General features: G+C 63.7%; 14 protein-coding genes and 2 riboswitches. Of the genes, 6 read left to right on the forward strand and 8 right to left on the reverse strand.

Going from position 1 to position 18,533, the window contains the following annotated elements; translation table 11 throughout:
- Position 1: 1 nt before the first annotated feature.
- From C9383_RS17720 to C9383_RS17730, 3 genes are read right to left on the reverse strand one after another with little or no spacing between them, the layout of a single operon-like run.
- Positions 2–871 (reverse strand): rhomboid family intramembrane serine protease, encoded by an 870-nt coding sequence (locus tag C9383_RS17720; RefSeq protein WP_090371479.1) that lies wholly within the window; start codon positions 869–871, stop codon positions 2–4.
- Positions 868–1,842: a metallophosphoesterase gene (locus C9383_RS17725; protein WP_372241686.1), complete on the reverse strand. Its 975-nt coding sequence runs from the start codon at positions 1,840–1,842 to the stop codon at positions 868–870. Before C9383_RS17725 ends, C9383_RS17720 begins: the two co-directional genes overlap by 4 nt.
- Entirely contained in the window at positions 1,839–2,729 is an 891-nt protein-coding gene (locus tag C9383_RS17730) for an NAD(+) kinase (RefSeq protein ID WP_003217892.1), read from the reverse strand. The genes C9383_RS17725 and C9383_RS17730 overlap by 4 nt, the downstream gene beginning before the upstream one ends.
- 145 nt (positions 2,730–2,874) lie before the next feature.
- Here C9383_RS17730 and C9383_RS17735 point away from each other — a divergent pair, with 145 nt between their 5' ends.
- Positions 2,875–3,822, forward strand: a complete 948-nt coding sequence (locus C9383_RS17735; RefSeq protein ID WP_090371483.1) for a DUF1853 family protein — start codon at positions 2,875–2,877, stop codon at positions 3,820–3,822.
- Positions 3,823–3,943: 121 nt separating this feature from the next.
- Here the strand turns inward: C9383_RS17735 and C9383_RS17740 are convergent, their stop codons facing one another.
- The 4 genes from C9383_RS17740 to cobW are packed head-to-tail and all read right to left on the reverse strand — an operon-like array spanning position 3,944 to position 10,430.
- A complete protein-coding gene (locus C9383_RS17740; RefSeq protein WP_090371485.1) occupies positions 3,944–4,546 on the reverse strand; it encodes a vWA domain-containing protein in 603 nt (200 codons plus the stop codon).
- Between the two features lie 53 nt (positions 4,547–4,599).
- Entirely contained in the window at positions 4,600–5,598 is a 999-nt protein-coding gene (locus C9383_RS17745) for a magnesium chelatase ATPase subunit I (RefSeq protein ID WP_090371487.1), read from the reverse strand.
- Positions 5,598–9,359: a cobaltochelatase subunit CobN gene (gene cobN / locus C9383_RS17750; protein ID WP_090371489.1), complete on the reverse strand. Its 3,762-nt coding sequence runs from the start codon at positions 9,357–9,359 to the stop codon at positions 5,598–5,600. The genes C9383_RS17745 and cobN overlap by 1 nt, the downstream gene beginning before the upstream one ends.
- A gap of 3 nt (positions 9,360–9,362) precedes the next feature.
- On the reverse strand, positions 9,363–10,430 hold the full coding sequence (cobW, locus tag C9383_RS17755; protein WP_090371491.1) for a cobalamin biosynthesis protein CobW: 1,068 nt from the start codon (positions 10,428–10,430) through the stop codon (positions 9,363–9,365).
- 94 nt (positions 10,431–10,524) lie between these two features.
- Positions 10,525–10,724: riboswitch (cobalamin riboswitch) on the reverse strand.
- 41 nt (positions 10,725–10,765) lie between these two features.
- A riboswitch (cobalamin riboswitch) is annotated at positions 10,766–10,974 on the forward strand.
- 99 nt (positions 10,975–11,073) lie between these two features.
- Here cobW and C9383_RS17760 point away from each other — a divergent pair.
- The 4 genes from C9383_RS17760 to cobM all read left to right on the forward strand — a co-directional run bounded on the left by C9383_RS17760 (position 11,074) and on the right by cobM (position 13,184).
- Positions 11,074–11,262, forward strand: coding sequence for a CbtB domain-containing protein (locus tag C9383_RS17760; protein ID WP_060757117.1), 189 nt, complete (start codon positions 11,074–11,076; stop codon positions 11,260–11,262).
- Positions 11,263–11,273: 11 nt separating this feature from the next.
- A complete protein-coding gene (locus C9383_RS17765) occupies positions 11,274–11,978 on the forward strand; it encodes a CbtA family protein (protein ID WP_060757118.1) in 705 nt (234 codons plus the stop codon).
- The gene (locus C9383_RS17770) at positions 11,975–12,367 is read left to right on the forward strand and encodes a cobalamin biosynthesis protein (RefSeq protein WP_090371493.1); all 393 of its coding nucleotides are present in this window, start codon (positions 11,975–11,977) and stop codon (positions 12,365–12,367) included. Before C9383_RS17765 ends, C9383_RS17770 begins: the two co-directional genes overlap by 4 nt.
- Before the next feature lie 70 nt (positions 12,368–12,437).
- Positions 12,438–13,184 carry a precorrin-4 C(11)-methyltransferase gene (cobM, locus tag C9383_RS17775; RefSeq protein WP_090371495.1) on the forward strand — a complete coding sequence of 249 codons (747 nt, stop codon included), beginning with the start codon at positions 12,438–12,440 and terminating at the stop codon, positions 13,182–13,184.
- A 209-nt stretch (positions 13,185–13,393) separates the two neighbouring features.
- On the opposite strand, the gene nfuA is transcribed toward cobM, so the two are convergent.
- Positions 13,394–13,978, reverse strand: coding sequence for a Fe-S biogenesis protein NfuA (gene nfuA, locus C9383_RS17780; protein ID WP_060757121.1), 585 nt, complete (start codon positions 13,976–13,978; stop codon positions 13,394–13,396).
- Positions 13,979–14,146: 168 nt separating this feature from the next.
- Between nfuA and C9383_RS17785 the strand changes: the two genes are divergently transcribed.
- Complete coding sequence (locus tag C9383_RS17785) at positions 14,147–18,532, forward strand: SET domain-containing protein-lysine N-methyltransferase (RefSeq protein WP_090371497.1); 4,386 nt, start codon at positions 14,147–14,149, stop codon at positions 18,530–18,532.
- Position 18,533: the final 1 nt, after the last annotated feature.

Raw genomic sequence — 18,533 nt, forward strand, 5'->3', positions numbered from 1 at the left:
ATCAAATAGACGCTTTGCGACGGCTGTACAGCCCGCCCAGCAAACCTGTCAGGCAACCGATGGCCAAGCCGCCCACGTGGGCCGCGTTGGCGATTTCGCCGAAGCCGATCATCGAGACCAGCCCCGACATGCAGAGCACCAGCCATATCAGCATCATTGCCAGCACCCCACGGGGCAGGCGATAGGCCGGGTTGGGCGACAATAACTGGAAGATCCAGCAGTGCCCGAGCAGGCCATACAACACACCGGACAGCCCGCCGAACAGGCCCGGGCCGCCATAGGCATATTGCGCGTAATTGGAGACCAGGCTGAACAACAGGGTCAGGCCCAGCAGGTTGATACTGCCCTGGCGCACCTCGATACGGCGCCCAAGTTCCCAATACCACATGCCATTCATGGCCAGGTGCAGGATGCCGAAGTGGATCAGCATCGGCGTGACCAGCCGCCACCACTGCCCTGCGGCCAGGCTGTCGGCCAGCGGCGTGAACTGGATGTATTCGCCCATGACCCGGAACGGCAGGAAGGTCAGCCAGGCCATGGCTTGCAGGTTTTCACCGAGCAGGGTCATCGCGCCCACGATCATGCTAGCCAACAGCACCAGCGCGGTCACCGGGCTCATGCGCAATTGCTGGACAAAGCCTGGGCGGGTGACAGGCGCGTGCTCGGGAATGTCCAGTTGCTGGTCCGGGTCACCGGCGGGAAAGCGCTGATACAACACGCGCACGTCGTCGCTGATGCTCTCGGGCACCCACAACACCTGCTCACCACCCTCCTCGCTGACGCGATGAGGCACCTGCATGCGTTGCAGCAGTTTGACGAAACCACCCAGGTCGGCGCTCAAGGGCAAGCGCAATACAGCAACGGTGCTCATGCAATAACCTCAGGCCGCTCAACGTCGACCCATACAAATTTACGGGGGTCCAGCCGGGTTTCCTGGTCCAGTCGATACGCCACCAGCTTGCCGTACAGCACCGCACTGTAGTCCAGGCAGGCCAGGTTCGGGCGGATCGGCGCCGGTTTGCCGCTGCGCCAGTAATGGCCGACGAACAACAACGGCTCGTCGACGCCATAGCGCAGCAGGGAGTTTTTTTCAGTGGACGACAACGGCGTGCGCGCCACCGGCTCCGGCAAGGCGTCGGGCTGGAACACAATGTCGCCGTAGGTCTTGGGGTCGTCCTCCCAGAACTTGGTGCGAAAGAACGAGCGCGTCAGGCCGTCGCCACCGGTCAGCGTCAGCCCATCGGGCAGGCGCATATCGGTGCCACGCAGCAGGCGGTCGAAGGCGTTGCAGGCAAAACTGCCGGGCACGGCGGCGGCCTGCAGGAAGTGCTGGTCGATGCAGCCGTCCGGGAAGGTCGCACGCAGCGGTTGGATAAAGCTGTCGTCCCAGCACGCATGCACCACGCGAAAACGCCCGGCATCGACAAACAGCGGCATGTCATAGAACCAGCCAAGGAAGTCATGCCAGTCGGCCGGGTGATGCTCGAACTGGGTCAGGGTCTCATGGATCAAGCGCGCATGCCGTGGGTTGTGCTCACGCACGAACTGCTTGCCACTGCCTGGCGGTGCCGCGGTGGTCCAACCCAGAGCGTTGAACTCGTGGTTGCCCATGACACACAAAGCCTGGCCGGCCTCGGCCATGTCGTGGACGATATGCAACGCCTCGCGAATGCGGGGGCCGCGGTCGATGATATCGCCGAGGAACACCGCCATACGCGTGGGATGGCGCCAGGTGCCGCCCTGCTTGTGGTAACCCAGCCGGTCGAGCAAGTGCTCGAGGGTATGGGCGCAACCGTGCACGTCACCAATCAGGTCGTAGCTACGCGCGGGATCGAGCATCAGTCGCCTCCACCCCCCAAGCGGCTGCCCCAGCCCAACTTGGTGCGGCACACTTCGTAGTAGTTGTGATCCAGCGGGTGGATCAAGCGCAACTTCTGTGCCTTCTTGCTCACCGTGATGGTGTCACCGGGAGCGCAGGTAAAATGGTTCTGCCCGTCGCAGGAGACTTGCGGGTAGATCTGCATGTCTTTGGATACCACGATCTTCAGCTCACTGTTGCCATCGACCACAATCGGCCGGCTGGACAACATATGGGGGTACATCGGCACGATCACAATGGCGTCGAGCTTGGGGTGCATGATCGGGCCACCGGCTGAAAGCGCATACGCCGTGGAGCCGGTGGGCGTGGCGACGATCAGGCCGTCGGCCTTCTGGCTGCACACGAACTGGCCGTCGATATACAACTCGAACTCGATCATGCGCGTGGACTTGCCCGGGTGCAGCACCACGTCGTTCAGGGCATCGCCCTGGCCGATGGCTTCGCCGTGGCGGCGCACTTCAGCTTGCAGCAGGAAGCGGTTTTCCACCAGGTAATGGCCGTCGAGCACCTTGGCCACTTCGACTTCCAGCTCATCCGGGCGGATATCGGTCAGGAAGCCCAGGCTGCCCCGGTTGATCCCCAGCACCGGCACGTTATGCCGCGCCAACGCCCGGGCCGCGCCGAGCAGGCTGCCGTCGCCGCCGACCACGATCACCATGTCGCACACTTCGCCGAGCATCTTGCGCGACGAGGTTTGCAGGCCATGGCCCGGCAGGATTTCAGCGATAGTGTCTTCGAGGATCACGTGCAGGTGGCGTTCCAGCAGGAACTTTTTCAGCCGGCGGACGGTGTCCAGCACCTGGGTACTGCCCAGACGACCGATAATGCCGATATTGCGAAATTGCTCCATGGGGCTCCTGCGGGATGTAGGGTATGGCGAAAAACAACGATTATGGGCGAAAGGCCGCGCCAGGCAAAACCCTTTGTCGCTGCCCGACCATGATGACAACGGTTCTCAGCCACCTGCCCGGTGCGTAAAAGGCTATGCTCGGACCATGACGGTATTCCCTGACTTGCATCATTTACCCCGCCAACTGCGCCACCCCGAGGTGCGCGACCTGGCGTGGGTGATCCTGGCCCCGCCGATGCTTGCGCAAACGCCCTGGCCTCAGCGTCACCCATTGGCCGGCAGCGACTGGGTGCAGGCGCCCGATCGGCTGGAAAACTGGTTGCGCACTCTCGATCAAGACAGCAGCGCCTTGCAGCATTGGTTGAGCCTGTCACGCACCCGGCGCCTGGGCCTCTACTACGAACGCCTGTGGCAATTCGCCGTGCAACACGCGCCGGGCGTGGAGCTATTGGCGGCCAACCTGCCGATCCGCCGCGCCGGGCACACCCTGGGCGAGCTGGATATGCTGCTGCGCGACCGCGATGGCGTGCACCACCTGGAACTGGCGATCAAACTTTACCTCGGCCCCCAGCACGGCAACGGCCAGGACACCGCGCAATGGCTGGGCCCAGGGTGCCACGACCGGCTGGACCGCAAACTGGCGCACCTGGCTCAACATCAATTGCCGATATCGGCCAAAGCCGAGAGTCGCGAAGCCCTCGCTACGCTGGACATCCAATGCCTGGAGGCGCATTTGTGGCTGGGGGGTTACTTGCTGTACCCCTGGCCCGGCCAGGCCGAGCCGCCCCACGGCGCCCATCCGCAGCATCTGCGCGGGCACTGGCTGCATCAGCGTGACTGGCGGGATTTTTCCAGCGCAAGCCCAGCCGGTCGCTGGCAACCCCTGCCACGCCACGCATGGCTGGCGCCGGCACATTACCCCGCGAGTGAAGTGTGGAGCGTGGAACAGATGCACCACTGGCTGGCCGACCTGGACCCGATGGCGCCGGCACAGTTGTTGGTGCGGCTGGTGCAAACCGGCGAAGACTGGGAGGAAGCCGAGCGCCTGTTCCTGGTAGCGGATCTCTGGCCCAATGTACCAGGGACCTTGTAGTGAGCGGGCTTGCGCGCTGGGCGGCGCAGCCGCCCCAATAAGGCCGCTGCGGTGTGTCAGGTAAAATGCGGTAGCAGGTCTTGGGGCGGCTGCGCCACCCAGCGCGGGGCAAGCCCGCTCACTACAAGTGATCGATGTGGCGATACTCCAACTGCAAGCCCGTCGCCAGCTCCTGGGCCCGCCCCAACCTGATCGGCCCACGCTCGATATCCACCAACCACCCCGGACACTCAAGCAACGGCAAACCGGCAACCTTCTTGAGTCGCCCATCGGTAATCACCAACAAGCGCTGCTGCTCGGCAGGATAGCGCTTGCGCCGCTGCGCCAACCAATTCCCGGCCTCGATCAGTGCCGCCAGCAACGGCGTACCACCACCGGCGCCCAGCTGCTCCAGCCAACCTGCGAGGCTCTTGGCCGCTTTCAGCCCCTGCACCTGCCACTTCGGCGACTGCCCGCTGGCCGTCAGCAACGCCATGCGCGCACGCTGTCGGTAGGCGTCTTCGAACAGTTGGGCCAGCAAGCCCTTGGCGTCGCTTAATGCGCGATGACGCCGCGTGGACGCCGAGGCATCGACAATCACCAACCACAACTCATGCGCCGACCGGCTACGCAGATGAAACAGCAAGTCCTCGCGCGCGTGCGGGCGACCACCGAGCAAGGTGCCCGGCCAATTGACCGAGCCCTGCTGAGCGCTGCGCGCCCTGCCCTGCGCGCCTTTGTCCACTCGCCCCGCTTTGGGCCGGGCATCCACCCCCGCGTCCAGCCGAGGGCGAATGCCTAGGGCTTTTTTGGCCAGGCCGCCACATCACGGCGCGCACCCGTGGGCAGCGCCGGTGCAGGCATATCGCCCCACTGGCCTTGGCCAGGAGAAGGATCGGACTGCTTGGGCGACTGGCCCTGATGGGGAGGACCGGCAGGCGGTGATTGCTCCTGGCGGCGATGGCGCAAGGCAAATTCGGCCACGGCGTCGATATCTTCGTCGGCGATGGCATCAGCCCCTCGCCAAGCGGCATGCGCCCTGGCGCCGCGCAGCCAGACAAGGTCGGCACGCAAGCCATCGACACCCGCCGCAAAACAGCGCTCGGTAATCTTTGCCAGGGCCTGGTCATCCAGCGCGATACCGTCTAGACGCGCCCGGGCCTGGGTGCAACGTTCACGCAACTCGGCCTGTTGCCCGGCCCATTGCGCACAGAAGGCGTGAGGATCGCGGTCAAAGTCCAGCCGACGCCGAATGATCTGCCCGCGTTCGGCGGGCACGGTCTGCCCGCTCAACGCCACATTGAAGCCAAAACGGTCGAGCAACTGCGGGCGCAGCTCACCTTCCTCCGGGTTCATCGTGCCGATCAGCACAAAGCGCGCCGAATGCCGATGGGAGATGCCGTCTCGCTCGATCAGGTTGGTGCCGCTGGCAGCCACATCCAGCAGCACGTCCACCAGATGATCCGGCAGCAAGTTGACTTCATCGACATACAACACGCCGCCATCGGCCTTGGCCAACACGCCGGGGGAAAACTGCGCACGACCTTCGCCCAGCGCGGCGTCCAGGTCCAGGGTGCCGACTAGCCGCTCTTCAGTAGCGCCCAACGGCAAGGTGACGAACTGACCGCTGGCCAGCAAATCCGCCAGGCCACGGGCCAAGGTGGACTTGGCCATGCCGCGCGGGCCTTCGATCAGCACGCCGCCGATCTTCGGGTCGATGGCAGCCAGGCACAGCGCCAGTTTCAATGCATCGGCGCCGACCACGGCGGCCAGTGGGAAATGTGGCGTATCAGTCATCAGCTGTCTTCTTCTATATCCAGCAACAGGTTTTCCAACGCCTCGCGATACGCACCCGGCTCCTGCCACAGGCCGCGCTGCTGGGCTTCAAGCATGCGCTCGGTCATGTCGCGCAGCGCGGCCGGGTTGTGCTGTTGCACAAAGGCCCGGGTGTCGGGGTCGAGCAGGTAGGCGTCGGCGAGCAAGGCGTATTGATGATCATCGATCAGCGCCGTCGTGGCGTCGAAGGCGAACAGATTGTCCACCGTCGCCGCCATTTCGAAGGCACCTTTATAACCGTGGCGTTTGACCCCGTCGATCCACTTCGGGTTGGCGGCACGGGAACGGATCACCCGGTTCAACTCTTCCTTCAAGGTACGGATCTTCGGCAAGTCCGGCTGGCTGTGGTCGCCATGGTAACTCGCGGCTTTGGCGCCACTGAGGGTTTCCACGGCGGCGAGCATGCCGCCCTGGAACTGGTAATAATCGTTGGAGTCGAGCAGGTCATGCTCGCGGTTGTCCTGGTTCTGCAACACCGCCTGCACCTGGCTCAAGCGCCGAGCGAACTGTTCGCGGGCGGCGCTGCCTTCATCCGAGCCACCATAGGCGTACGCCCCCCAATTGAGGTAAACCTCGGCCAAGTCCTCGCGGCTTTGCCAGAGGCGACCGTCAATGGCGCCCTGCACGCCCGCGCCATAAGCACCGGGCTTGGCGCCGAAGATCCGCCAGCCGGCCTGCCTGGCTGCGGCCTCTGCGTCCAGGCCCGAGCTGAGCAGCGCCTCGCGCTCGCTGCGCACCTTGGCCGCCAGCGGGTTCATATCGTCCGGTTCATCCAGGGCGGCCACCGCCTGCACCGCCGCGTCGAACAGGCGAATCAGGTTGGCGAAGGCATCACGGAAGAACCCGGATACCCGCAACGTCACGTCGACCCGTGGGCGATCCAACAGGCTGATCGGCAGGATTTCAAAGTCATCCACCCGTTGGCTACCGGTGGCCCACACCGGGCGCACACCCATCAGCGCCATGGCCTGGGCGATATCGTCGCCGCCGGTGCGCATGGTCGCCGTGCCCCATACCGACAGGCCGAGCTGACGCAGATGGTCGCCGTGATCTTGCAGGTGTCGCTCCAGAATCAGGTTGGCCGACTGAAAGCCAATGCGCCAGGCCGTGGTGGTCGGCAGGTTGCGCACATCCACCGCGAAGAAATTGCGTCCAGTGGGCAGCACATCCAGGCGCCCGCGACTCGGCGCACCGCTGGGGCCGGCCGGTACGAAGCGACCGCCCAGGGCATCGAGCAAGCCGCGCATCTCGGCCGGGCCGCAGCTGTCCAAGCGCGGCGCCACCACCCAGAGCAGGCTTTCGATGACCGCCTTCACGTCCTCCCAGCCCGGTTCTTCCAACTGTTCCAGCGGACCTTCCAGCGCCTGCTCGATCAACCGCGCCGCATACAATTCCAGGCGTTCACGCGTATCGCCGGCGGTGCGCCACAGCTGCGCGTCGAGCGCCTGCAAGACCTCGGGCCGACGCCCGGTCCAGGGCTCGGCCAAGGCACAGTCGAGGGGGTCAAAGCCCAATTCGAAAGCCTTGGCCAATACGCGCAACAGGCTCGATTGCGGACCACGGCCGTCGCCACGCGGGATGCGCAACAACGCCAGCAAGGTGTCGATACGCAGGCGGCCTGCAGGAGATTCGCCGAAGACATGCAGGCCGTCACGGATCTGCGACTCCTTCAAGTCGCACAGATAGGTGTCCAGGCGCGGCAGCCAGACGGCCGCGTCCACGTCGCTGCCCAACTCCAGTTCCTGGTCGATACGGGTTTCGCGCACCAACTTGAGGATGTCTTTCTGCAGTTCCAGTGCGCGGCGCGGGTCAAGCAACTGCGCCTCGTAATACTCATCCGCCAACAACTCAAGGTCACGCAACGGGCCATAGGTTTCGGCGCGGGTCAGCGGCGGCATCAAGTGATCGATGATCACCGCCTGGGTGCGCCGCTTGGCTTGGGCGCCCTCGCCCGGGTCATTGACAATAAACGGATAGATATTCGGCAGCGGCCCCAACAATGCATCAGGCCAGCAGGTTTGCGACAGGCCCACGCCCTTGCCCGGCAACCATTCGAGGTTGCCATGCTTGCCCACATGGATCACGCCGTGGGCGCCATAGGTATGGCGCAACCAGAAATAGAACGCGAGATAGCTGTGGGGCGGCACCAGGTCAGGGTCGTGGTACACCGCGCTAGGGTCTACCTGATAGCCCCGCGCAGGCTGGATCCCGACAAAGGTCAGGCCCAGGCGCAGGCCGGCGATCATCAGGCGGCCATCGCGGCACATCGGGTCGTTATGAGGTGGCCCCCAACGTTCCAGCACGGCCTGGCGGTTGGCTTCGGGCAAGCGGTCGAACATCGCCTGGTAATCGTCCAGGCCCAGGCTCTGGTGGCAAGGGCGCAGGTCGAGGCTGTCCAGATCGTTGGTGACGCCGCCCAGCAATTGGTGGATCAGCGCGGTGCCGCTGTCCGGCAACGCGTGCGGCAGCGGGTAGCCTTGCGCTTGCAGCGCACGCAGGATATTCAGCGCCGCTGCTGGGGTGTCCAGGCCCACACCGTTGCCAATGCGCCCGTCACGGGTCGGGTAGTTGGCGAGCACCAGTGCAATACGTTTCTGTGCATTCGGCACCTGCGCCAGCTCAACCCAACGGCGTGCCAGTTCGGCGACAAAGTCCATGCGCTCAGGGGCTGCGCGGTAGCACACCACGTCCGACTGGCTACGCTCGCTGCGCCACGCCAGGTCCTTGAAACTGATCGGCCGGCTGATGATGCGCCCGTCCAGCTCCGGCAAGGCAATGTGCATCGCCAGGTCGCGTGGGCCGAGCCCCTGTTCGCTGGCCTCCCAGCCCGGCTGGTTGTCTTGCGCGCAGATCGCCTGGATCACCGGGATATTGCGGCGAAACGGGTATAAATGCGGGGCTTCGGGGCTGGACTGGGCAAAGCCGGTGGTGTTCAGGATCACCGCTGCGCTGACTTCGTCCAGCCAGTCTTCGACCGCCGCCAGGCAGCCGGGCTCTTTCAGGCTGGCCACCGCCATCGGCAACGGATTAAGCCCCGCCGCCTGCAGGCGCTGGCAGAACACGTCGATAAAACCAGTATTGGCCGCCTGCAAATGGGAGCGGTAAAACAGCACCGCCGCCACCGGCAACTCAGGGCTCCACTGCTGCTGCCAGTCATTAAGGCAGGCGTTGGCGTGCTGGGGATGATAAATCGCCGTGCGCGGCAACAGCTGCGGCTCGGCCCAGGCGAAATCGCGGCCCAAGTACGTACTGGCCAGGCAGCGATAGAAATCCAGGGCATTGCCCAAACCGCCTTGGCGCAGGAAGTGCCAGAGGCGGTCGCGTTCTTCCACGCCGACGGTGCTCAACCCACTGAGTTCCGGGTCCGGGCGATCATCGCCGGGTACCAGGATCAGTTGCACACCACGCTCGGCCAACTCCACTAACCGCTCAATGCCATAGCGCCAATAACCGATGCCGCCGTGCAACGAAATCAGGATGACTTTGGCGTGGCGCAGCACCTCATCGACATACAGGTCGACCGAAGCGTGATTCTGCACCTGCATCGGGTTGGCCAGGCGCAAGCTGGGGTAATCGTCGGGTAACTGCTGCGCCGCTTCGGCCAACAGCGCCAGGCTGGAATCGCCGCTGCACAGGATCACCAGTTCGGCGGGGGTTTGTCCAAGGTCGGCGATATTGTCGTCCGAGACGAAACCACCGGGCTGGGTCCTGAGCAGGTGCATGGGTCAGACGCTGAGGGCGGCGCGCAGTTGCGCTTCGAGACCCGCCGCATCCAGCTCCTGGCCGATCAGTACCAGGCGCGTGGTCCGTGCTTCATCGGCGCCCCAGGCACGGTCGAAGTGCTTGTCAAAGCGCGTGCCTACCCCCTGGATCAGCAGGCGCATCGGTTTATTCGCAATCGCGGCGAAACCTTTGACGCGCAGGATGCCGTGCTGCACTACCAACTGAGTCAGGGCGTCGAGCAACAGCGCTTCGTCGGTTTGCGGCAGGTCGATGGAGATGGAGTCGAAGGCGTCGTGATCGTGGTCGTGATCCTCTTCGCCGTCGTGGTGGTGATCGTGATGGCTATGCCGACCGTCGATGTGTTCTTCGGAGCCGGCACCCAGGCCGATCAGCACGTCCAGCGGCAAGCGGCCGCTGCTGGCTTCGATGATCTTCACCGCCGGCGGCAACTCCTCGGCCACTTCCAGACGCACACGGGCCAGGTCTTCGGGGTTGATCAGGTCGGTCTTGTTGAGGATCACCAGGTCGGCGCTGGCCAGCTGATCGGCGAACAGCTCGTGCAGCGGCGATTCGTGGTCCAGGTTCGGGTCCAGTTTGCGCTGGGCGTCCACTTGGTCCGGGAAGGCGGCGAAGGTGCCGGCGGCCACGGCTGGGCTGTCGACCACGGTGATCACCGCGTCAACCGTGCAGGCGCTGCGGATTTCCGGCCACTGGAAGGCTTGCACCAACGGCTTGGGCAGGGCCAGGCCGGAGGTTTCGATCAGGATATGGTCGAGGTCGCCGCGACGCGCCACCAATTCGCGCATCACCGGGAAGAACTCTTCCTGCACCGTGCAGCACAGGCAGCCGTTGGCCAATTCGTAGACGCGGCCATTGGCTTCTTCCTCAGTGCAACCGATGGAGCACTGCTTGAGGATTTCACCGTCGATCCCCAGTTCACCGAACTCGTTGACGATCACCGCGATACGACGGCCCTGGGCGTTGTCGAGCATATGCCGCAGCAAGGTGGTTTTGCCCGAGCCGAGAAAGCCGGTAACGATGGTGACGGGGAGTTTGGCCAGTGTTTTCATCGGATGCCCTTTTGGGGCGGGCAGACGGGACGACAGGCCCTGCGACGGCGCGCAGCAGCGGATTTCGTCACCGGATCACCCCGCCCGGTTGAATTGGAAAATCGGTTGCGAGGCAGGTCTCCTGGCTTGGGGCTTGCGGGTCTTGCGACCGGCGCCGGCTGCGCCTTCCCGCGTTATCGGCAGTGGCGTGGCAGTCAGTTGAACCCTTCACAGTTGCGGGGGCAGCCGCGGCTTGAACCGCGTTCCCTTCTTAGCTCCGGCCTGGGCCGAAGAACCTCGAAGGTGCAAGGCTACAGGGGCACGACCAATTTGACTACCGTCGCCCTGCATGCTTTCCTACGTGTCTTGTTTCGGGTGCCCTGCAAAGGGTGAAACGGGAAACCGGTGAGCCATCGATGTATGGCAAGTCCGGTGCTGCCCCCGCAACGGTAAGCGAGCGAAGTGTCACAGCCACTGTGCGAATGCATGGGAAGGCGATGCTTTCAGGCCTCTGTGCAGAGTGCCCCTCGCGAGCCCGGAGACCGGCCCGAAAAATCAGATAACAAACCCGCGGTGGGCGGGCGCTGTTCGGAACTCTGCGGGCCTGGCTCGCGGGGTTTGCATGCGCTCGTGTCACCCTGAAACCGAAGAAAAGGGACGCGCCATGTCGATCATCAGCAGCACTTCGCCCGCCACCAGCGGCACTTCTACCTTGAGCCAACGCCTGACGGCCGCCATCGGTGCGTCGATCCTGGGCGCGTGCCTGGTTTACTTCGCCGGTTTCTCGCATATCGAGGCGGTGCATAACGCCGCGCACGATACCCGCCACAGCGCCGCGTTCCCGTGCCACTGAGACCCGTCGACATGATCAAGCGTATTGCGCAAACCGCAGGTTTCACCGGCTTGCTGGCCGCCTTGTTGCTGACCTTGCTGCAAAGCTTCTGGGTTGCCCCGCTGATTCTGCAGGCGGAGACCTTTGAAAAGGCCCCGGCGACTGCCGAAGTCGCCCATGAACATGCCGCAGGCGCCGCCGCCCACACCCACGATGCCGAGGCCTGGGAGCCTGAAGACGGTTGGCAGCGTGTGCTGTCTACCACCGGGGGCAACCTGGTGGTCGCCGTCGGTTTCGCGCTGATGCTGGCCGGTCTCTACACCTTGCGTGCGCCCACCCGTACGGCGCAGGGCCTGCTGTGGGGCCTGGCCGGTTACGCGACGTTCGTACTGGCCCCGACCCTGGGCTTGCCACCCGAGTTGCCGGGCACCGCCGCGGCGGACCTGGCCCAGCGCCAGATCTGGTGGATCGGCACGGCCGCCTCCACCGCCGCCGGTATCGCGCTGCTGGTATTTGGCCGCAGTTGGCTGCTTAAAGTGTTGGGCGTGGCGATCCTGGCCGTGCCCCATATCATCGGTGCGCCGCAACCGGCAGTGCATTCGATGCTGGCCCCGGAGGCCCTGGAAGCGCAGTTCAAGATTGCCTCGCAATTGACCAACGTGCTGTTCTGGCTGGCCCTGGGCTTGATCAGCGCCTGGTTGTTCCGGCGCAATCGCGACGGCCACTACTCGGCATGACCTTGGTGGTCGGCCTGGGTTGCCAGCGGGGCTGTGAGGTTCACGCCCTGCTGGCGCTGTTTGACGCCGCCCTGACCGAGGGCGGTATCGAGCGCCAGCAGGTCACGGCACTGGCGAGTATCGATCACAAACAGCATGAACCGGGATTGCTCGCACTGGCCGAACAGTTGGGGTTGCCCTTACGCTGTTTCAGTGCGCAACACCTGGCGACGCTTGAACACCGTCTGAGCCATAAATCCGCGATTGCCTTTGCCCATACCGGCTGTTACGGCGTCGCCGAAAGCGCCGCCCTGGCCCTGGCCGAGCAACTCGTCAACGCCCCTGCCCGCTTGTTGATCAGCCGCCGAAAATCCCCCCAGGCCACCTTTGCATTGGCGTGCGCCGGCTGAAATCCCGATAATTGCCCTCCTCGATCATGAACAATCTTCATGCTCGCCCGTTTTTCAACAGGAACTCCCCATGACCGTCTACTTCATCGGCGCAGGCCCCGGCGACCCGGAACTGATCACCGTCAAAGGCCAGCGGCTGATCCGCAGTTGCCCGGTGATTATCTATGCGGGCTCGCTGGTGCCGGCGGCGGTGTTGGAAGGTCATCAGGCGCAAACGCTGGTCAACAGCGCCGAATTGCACCTGGAACAGATCATCGAGCTGATCAAGACCGCCCACGCCAACGGCCAGGATGTGGCGCGGGTACACTCGGGCGACCCCAGCCTGTATGGGGCGATTGGCGAGCAGATCCGGCACTTGCGCGAGTTGGGCATCCCTTTCCAGATCATTCCCGGGGTGACCGCTGTGGCGGCGTGTGCAGCCCTGCTGGAAACCGAGCTGACCCTGCCGGATATCGCCCAGAGCGTGATCCTGACGCGTTACGCCGATAAAACCAGCATGCCGGCCGGGGAAGACTTCGACAGCCTGGCCCGCCATGGCACCACCCTGGCGATTCACCTGGGGGTCAATCATCTGCAGAAAATCGTCGCCCAGTTGCTGCCGCACTATGGCGCGGATTGCCCGATTGCCGTGGTGCACCGGGCCACCTGGCCGGATCAGGATTGGGTGGTGGGTACGTTAGCGGACATCGCCGAGCAGGTTGCGCTCAAGGGCTTCCGGCGTACGGCACTGATTGTGGTGGGCCGGGTGCTGGCCAATGACGGTTTCAGCGAGTCTTCGCTGTACCGCGCAGGTCACGCCCACCTTTATCGCCCCTGAATGCACGGCAGACAAAAATGTGGGAGCGGGCTTGCTCGCGAATGCGCAATGTCAGTCAGCGCCTTGGTGACTGATACACCGCAATCGCGAGCAAGCCCGCTCCCACAGTTGATCTGATTTGTTAGATAGCTCTCATAATTATCTGAATTTCAAGCATAAAAAACGGCGCTCACGGGGCGCCGTTTTTTTGTTCGCAGTGAACACCGTACTTAGTAGTAGGCGTTTTCTTTCTGCGTGTGGTCGGTCACATCACGTACACCTTTAAGCTCCGGGATACGTTCGAGCAGCGTGCGCTCGATCCCTTCACGCAAGGTCACGTCCGCCTGGCCGCAGCCCTGGCAGCCGCCGCCGAACTTGAGTACGGCGATACCGTCATCCACCACGTCGATCAGGCTCACCTGGCCGCCGTGGCTGGCCAGCCCCGGGTTGATCTCGGTTTGCAGGTAGTAGTTGATACGCTCGTTGACCGGGCTGTCGGCGTTGATGTTCGGCACCTTGGCGTTGGGCGCCTTGATGGTCAACTGGCCGCCCATGCGGTCGGTGGCGTAGTCGACCACGGCGTCGTCCAGGAAGGCTTCGCTGAAGGCATCGATGTACGCGGTGAAGCTTTTCAGCCCCAGGGCGGTGTCTTCCGGCTTCTCTTCGCCAGGCTTGCAGTAGGCGATGCAAGTCTCGGCGTACTGGGTGCCGGGCTGGGTGATAAAGACGCGGATGCCGATACCCGGGGTGTTCTGCTTGGACAGCAGGTCAGCCAGGTAATCGTGGGCGGCGTCGGTAATGGTTATGGCAGTCATGGAAACTCCTCACAGGCTTGCCGCCAGTTTACGCCAATCATCGAGGCGGTACAAAGTCCTAGTATTTTTGTCGGAAAAGTCACCGACATACCGGCAGGTATCTATATAGGTCCCGGCCCGGCAGCGCCTGCCTAACATCGGGTTTTACCGACTCGGCCGAGACCCGCCATGGACCCACTATCGTCATCGATTTTTTGCAGAAAACGCCCCGCCCAACTCGACACCCTGTACCACTTGATCGATGCAGTCACCCCGCTGGCCAGCCCCGCCTCCAGCGCAGCGGCTGCCAGCCTCTATTACCGCCCGCTCCCCGGCTCCGAACTCGGCCGACAATGCCAGGCCGCGTTCACTACGCTGCAAAAGCTGGAGGCCGACGAGGACTTTGTCGAATACCTACACAACCGGCAACCCTCCCAGACGCCCTACACCGACACGCTGCTGGACTCCCTCACCGCCCTCGTCAACACCCCCAGGCAGCCAAAACCTGCCATCCCGGAGGTTTTCACGCTGTGCAATCAACCCGTGGTACTGCGCGATATCCCCACCTACTGGACGATGGATGCCGAGGTGCTATTGGCCATCCTCCATCGCGTCGGCGACGGGCTCAAGAGTGACGGCTCGGTGCGCTTCGATCTCGCGCTCAAATACTACGGCCTGATCCCCCACAGCCCGGCCACTCCCGCGCAATGGAACAGGCTGCTCGACACGCTACGCGAATGCTGCGCGCTGCTCGCGCTGGGGCATGCCGATCACAATAACGACCTGGAGCCGCTACTGGGCGACGCCGGCGATGCAATCATCGTCGGCGTGACGCGTGCGCTGGAGGAGGAACACGGCAAATCGCTGTTCAGCCACATCTTGCCCGACAGCTTTTTTGCCCCCCAGCAAAAGCTGGCCCGCAGCCAGCCGACCGCACTGTTAAGCGAATACCTGCATCAGCCCCACAGCCTCGAGGTCGGCCGGCGGATCGTCAGCGCACTCGACTGGTTCGGCGCAGACCCGACGCAGGACTGCCCCCGGGCAGTGCTGGTCAAACTCGTCTGGCGCGCCCTATGGCTGAGCATCAAGCCCCAGGACGCCGCCCAGTACGACAACGAACTCAACCGGTTGATCGAACCGTGCGCCCGCTACGCGCAAATCCGCGAGTCCCTACTGCACGACTACCAGCGTGAGTTGGGCGTCGACGCCCATGGCGCGGCGCTGGTGCTGTGCGTCGCCAAGGCGCACATCGCCAGCGAGGTATGGGTCGACGACATTCCCGATGAGCTGTCCTACGGCACCACCAGTGCCTGGGTGCATTTCAAAAGTGGCTTTCTGCTCGCCGAATGCCTGGCACCCGGCGCGGCGCGGGGTTTCACCTTCGATGAGTTGCACAACCTCTCAGCTGAGTACTTCCGGGCCTGCGAGGGCGATACCGGGCGACAGGCGCTGGTGACCCTGGCCAGATTGCCACCGACCCTGCACTGGGCGCAGGCCAACGGTTTGCTGCCCGTGCAAAAGCAGCGCTATACCCCCGAGCAAGTGACCCAGGCGGTTGCGGCACTGGAGCGCCACGAGCGCGAGGTGATCGAGGCGGTCAAGCAGCTTGTACTCCGGCCACCGGGACGCGCGCAGTTCAGCAGCGACCAAGCCCATGACAAGGCGTTCTATGCCTATTTGCAAACCCCGAAAGCTGCCTATAAAAAACTGATCAAGACACTGCTCGCGCAAATCCCGCCGGCGGTCGGCGATATCGAGCGCGATGAAGTCCGCGTCTATGCATTGCGCGAGCCGCTGCGCGACGTCGAAGCCACCTTCGAAACCCCGCGCCGGACCGCCGCCGTACGTGGCCGCACGGGTTTCATCCTGCGCCTGGGCAACCCGCGTCTGGCGAACGCGGCATGTTACATCGAAGTGTTTCCCGCCCTTGGCGTGATTCGTGTGCGCGACGACATCCGCAGCCTGCTGATCGGTGGCGTGGTCAAGACCCAATCGATTGGCGGCGCCACCCGCCCCGGCAAGGGCAGTTTTCGCTGCGGCACCTTGCTGGCATTCGACTGGCCGGCCTACCGCAACGGCGCAACGCCCAGGCCCGGCCAGCACCATACGCTGATCGCCGACCCCGTTGGCGAGGTGCTGGCACCGCTCGATCTACCCGTCAGTCAGGCGTCCCGCGCCACCAACCACCTCTATGGCGCACGCGCTGAAGCGCTGGCGCACATGATTGCCGAGCAACACTTTTACTGCGACGAAGTCGCGTTGTTGGATACCACCCGTGAAGCCACCAAGGTACTGGACCTCGGCGAATACCTCGGCGAGCGCATGGCGTTCTGGGGCAAAGTCCTGGTGCCGTTCTGGGGCCCCATCGAGGACCTCAATTCCAGCGACCCGGAACGCGTGGCCCTCGGCGGCTTGAGTTTTTTTGCCGATATCGTTGGGTTTGCCCTGCCCCTGGGCAAATACGTGGCCGGCAGTGCCAGGGTGATCGTGCAATCGGGCCGAGCCGGGATCCGCCTGGCGCTGCCCGCGCTCAAGGCCCTGACGCGGCAGTTGATCATCCAGGTGTTGCAGGAACTCAACCCACTCAGCGCCCTCCCGACCCTTTTGCGCATGGGCCATTATTACTCGCTCAAATTGCTCTACAAGACCTTGAACACGTTCGGCGAATGGGCGGACGAGATGATTCCGGCCAGCCGTTTGATCCCGGTAAACCCCACAGGCTGGACGCCACGGCAACCCGGCGACCGACTGTTCGTGGTAGCCGGCACGCCGAATGTGCCGCTGCGTAATGTCGGCAGTAATGCGCGCCCAGACTGGCGCTTGATTGACGCAGCCTCGGACAGCGTCTTCGGCCCACGCTTTCGCGAACCGGTCACGGTCATGAGCAACAGCGACCCGCACATCAGCCGCTATGCGGTGTCAGCCCACTGGATCAGCGGGCTTAAGCCGGATTCCCGGGGGATTTTCCACCGACGCGAGTATGGTCAAGCGTTTGTCTGCAACATCGATGAGCGCGGCGAGATCGCCGTTTATCAGATCCGCGAGCATTCCTACGGCTACCTCAAGGAAATCGCCGAAGGGAGCGCAAACAGTTTTACCGTCGCACTGGTCAACCCGAAAACCAATCAGGACTTGGGTATCAGGCTGTCCTCGGTGCAGCCCGGCCATTGGTTTTCAAGCCCGACAAGACTCGCGGGCGGCGCGCCGGATGGCCTGAATGTGCTTACGCCGCCGACCTTGCAAAAGTGGTCGGCCTTCTCCGAGATGGCCCTGAAACTGGCGGCGGACGCCTTCATCAAAAAGCACAAGCTCGATCCCGCAGCGTTTCATCAGTTTGTGCATACCCGCGGCGAACTGCGCGGTCGCGGCCAGGAAATGCTCGATCAAGCCAACCGCGCTCGGGTGCCCGTAACCTTGAAAAACTTGCAACGCTGGCGGCGCATGCCCCAGGCGATGCGGGTCAAGCGCACCCGCGAGGGCTATGCCCACGATCACAACCTCGACCCGCAGGCCTTTATCGACCACGTCAATATGGACGGCTCATTCACGCCACTTGGCAAAGTCCTGGAAAAACACAGCCTGCAGCAGTCGTTCAGCCCGCTGACCCGGCAAGACCTGGAGGATTGGCACCGCCTGCACGCCCAGACCCAGCCGCATCGTTCGATGGAACACTTCCTCGACCAGCGTAATCTGAACCCGGTGAAATGGCGGCAGTATGTCGAAGACAATGGCCAGTTGACCCAGTCCGGGCGCCTGGCGGTGTTTTTTGACCAGCCCCTGCCCAACACACCGCTGGCGCGCAAGCGCACAGTGCCGGTGCCGGCCGCCAGTCCCTCCAAGGATTCCACCACCCAGACGTCGCCGCGTGAACCCGACACTGAACAGCCTACCCTTGCCGCCAAGCGCAGCCGTACGCACTACGACGCCGATCGCCCCGATGGGCACCAGATCAACAACGCCGCGCCGATCCTGCAAGATCCCTACAACGTCAACCGCAGCCTGACGGCAGACCTGGAGGGCGCGGTGGAGCAGATCAGGATCACCAATGACTGCGGCCTGTTCGACGGGCTCAGGGAGCCCAAGCGCCAGCGGGTGATCGAGGCCGTGACGGAAGACATCCAGGATTGGATCACCAAGGAAGGCCGTCACCATGACCTGCTGAGCGAACTGTTCGAGGTAAAAAAACTCGACGACGGCCCGGAGCGCGGCTACTCGCTGGTGGCACGGCGCGATATCCAGCATTTTGATGTGTTGGGGCCGTACACCGGGCGCCTGCATCTGAACGATGCGTCGCTCAGCGCCGATATTCTTGAGCATGGCATGCAGCGGGTGTCCGACTATTTATTCCAGACCGCCACCGAGGGCGCGACGATCAGCGGGCATGGCAACAGCAATATGCTCAGCCTGATCAATACAGGCCAGATGCCCGGCGCGCCACGCGTGGGCAACGACAATGTGGCGGCCGTCTATGCCGGAAAATACATGGTCTTCCTGATCGCCAAGGACGACATTCGCGCCGGCAGTGAACTGCTGATGGACTATGGCCCCGCCTACTGGTCACGCCCATCCCCGTAGG

It is taken from the genome of Pseudomonas palleroniana, assembly GCF_003031675.1.
In the GTDB taxonomy this organism is placed as follows: Bacteria; Pseudomonadota; Gammaproteobacteria; order Pseudomonadales; family Pseudomonadaceae; genus Aquipseudomonas; species Aquipseudomonas palleroniana.

What these genes read in the sequence shown, in the direction of transcription:
- C9383_RS17720 (WP_090371479.1), bottom strand. Translation starts at nt 871, where the DNA reads ATGAGCACCGTTGCTGTATTGCGCTTGCCCTTGAGCGCCGACCTGGGT.
- C9383_RS17730 (WP_003217892.1), bottom strand. Translation starts at nt 2,729, where the DNA reads ATGGAGCAATTTCGCAATATCGGCATTATCGGTCGTCTGGGCAGTACC.
- C9383_RS17735 (WP_090371483.1), top strand. Translation starts at nt 2,875, where the DNA reads ATGACGGTATTCCCTGACTTGCATCATTTACCCCGCCAACTGCGCCAC.
- C9383_RS17745 (WP_090371487.1), bottom strand. Translation starts at nt 5,598, where the DNA reads ATGACTGATACGCCACATTTCCCACTGGCCGCCGTGGTCGGCGCCGAT.
- cobN (WP_090371489.1), bottom strand. Translation starts at nt 9,359, where the DNA reads ATGCACCTGCTCAGGACCCAGCCCGGTGGTTTCGTCTCGGACGACAAT.
- cobW (WP_090371491.1), bottom strand. Translation starts at nt 10,430, where the DNA reads ATGAAAACACTGGCCAAACTCCCCGTCACCATCGTTACCGGCTTTCTC.
- C9383_RS17760 (WP_060757117.1), top strand. Translation starts at nt 11,074, where the DNA reads ATGTCGATCATCAGCAGCACTTCGCCCGCCACCAGCGGCACTTCTACC.
- C9383_RS17765 (WP_060757118.1), top strand. Translation starts at nt 11,274, where the DNA reads ATGATCAAGCGTATTGCGCAAACCGCAGGTTTCACCGGCTTGCTGGCC.
- C9383_RS17770 (WP_090371493.1), top strand. Translation starts at nt 11,975, where the DNA reads ATGACCTTGGTGGTCGGCCTGGGTTGCCAGCGGGGCTGTGAGGTTCAC.
- cobM (WP_090371495.1), top strand. Translation starts at nt 12,438, where the DNA reads ATGACCGTCTACTTCATCGGCGCAGGCCCCGGCGACCCGGAACTGATC.
- nfuA (WP_060757121.1), bottom strand. Translation starts at nt 13,978, where the DNA reads ATGACTGCCATAACCATTACCGACGCCGCCCACGATTACCTGGCTGAC.
- C9383_RS17785 (WP_090371497.1), top strand. Translation starts at nt 14,147, where the DNA reads ATGGACCCACTATCGTCATCGATTTTTTGCAGAAAACGCCCCGCCCAA.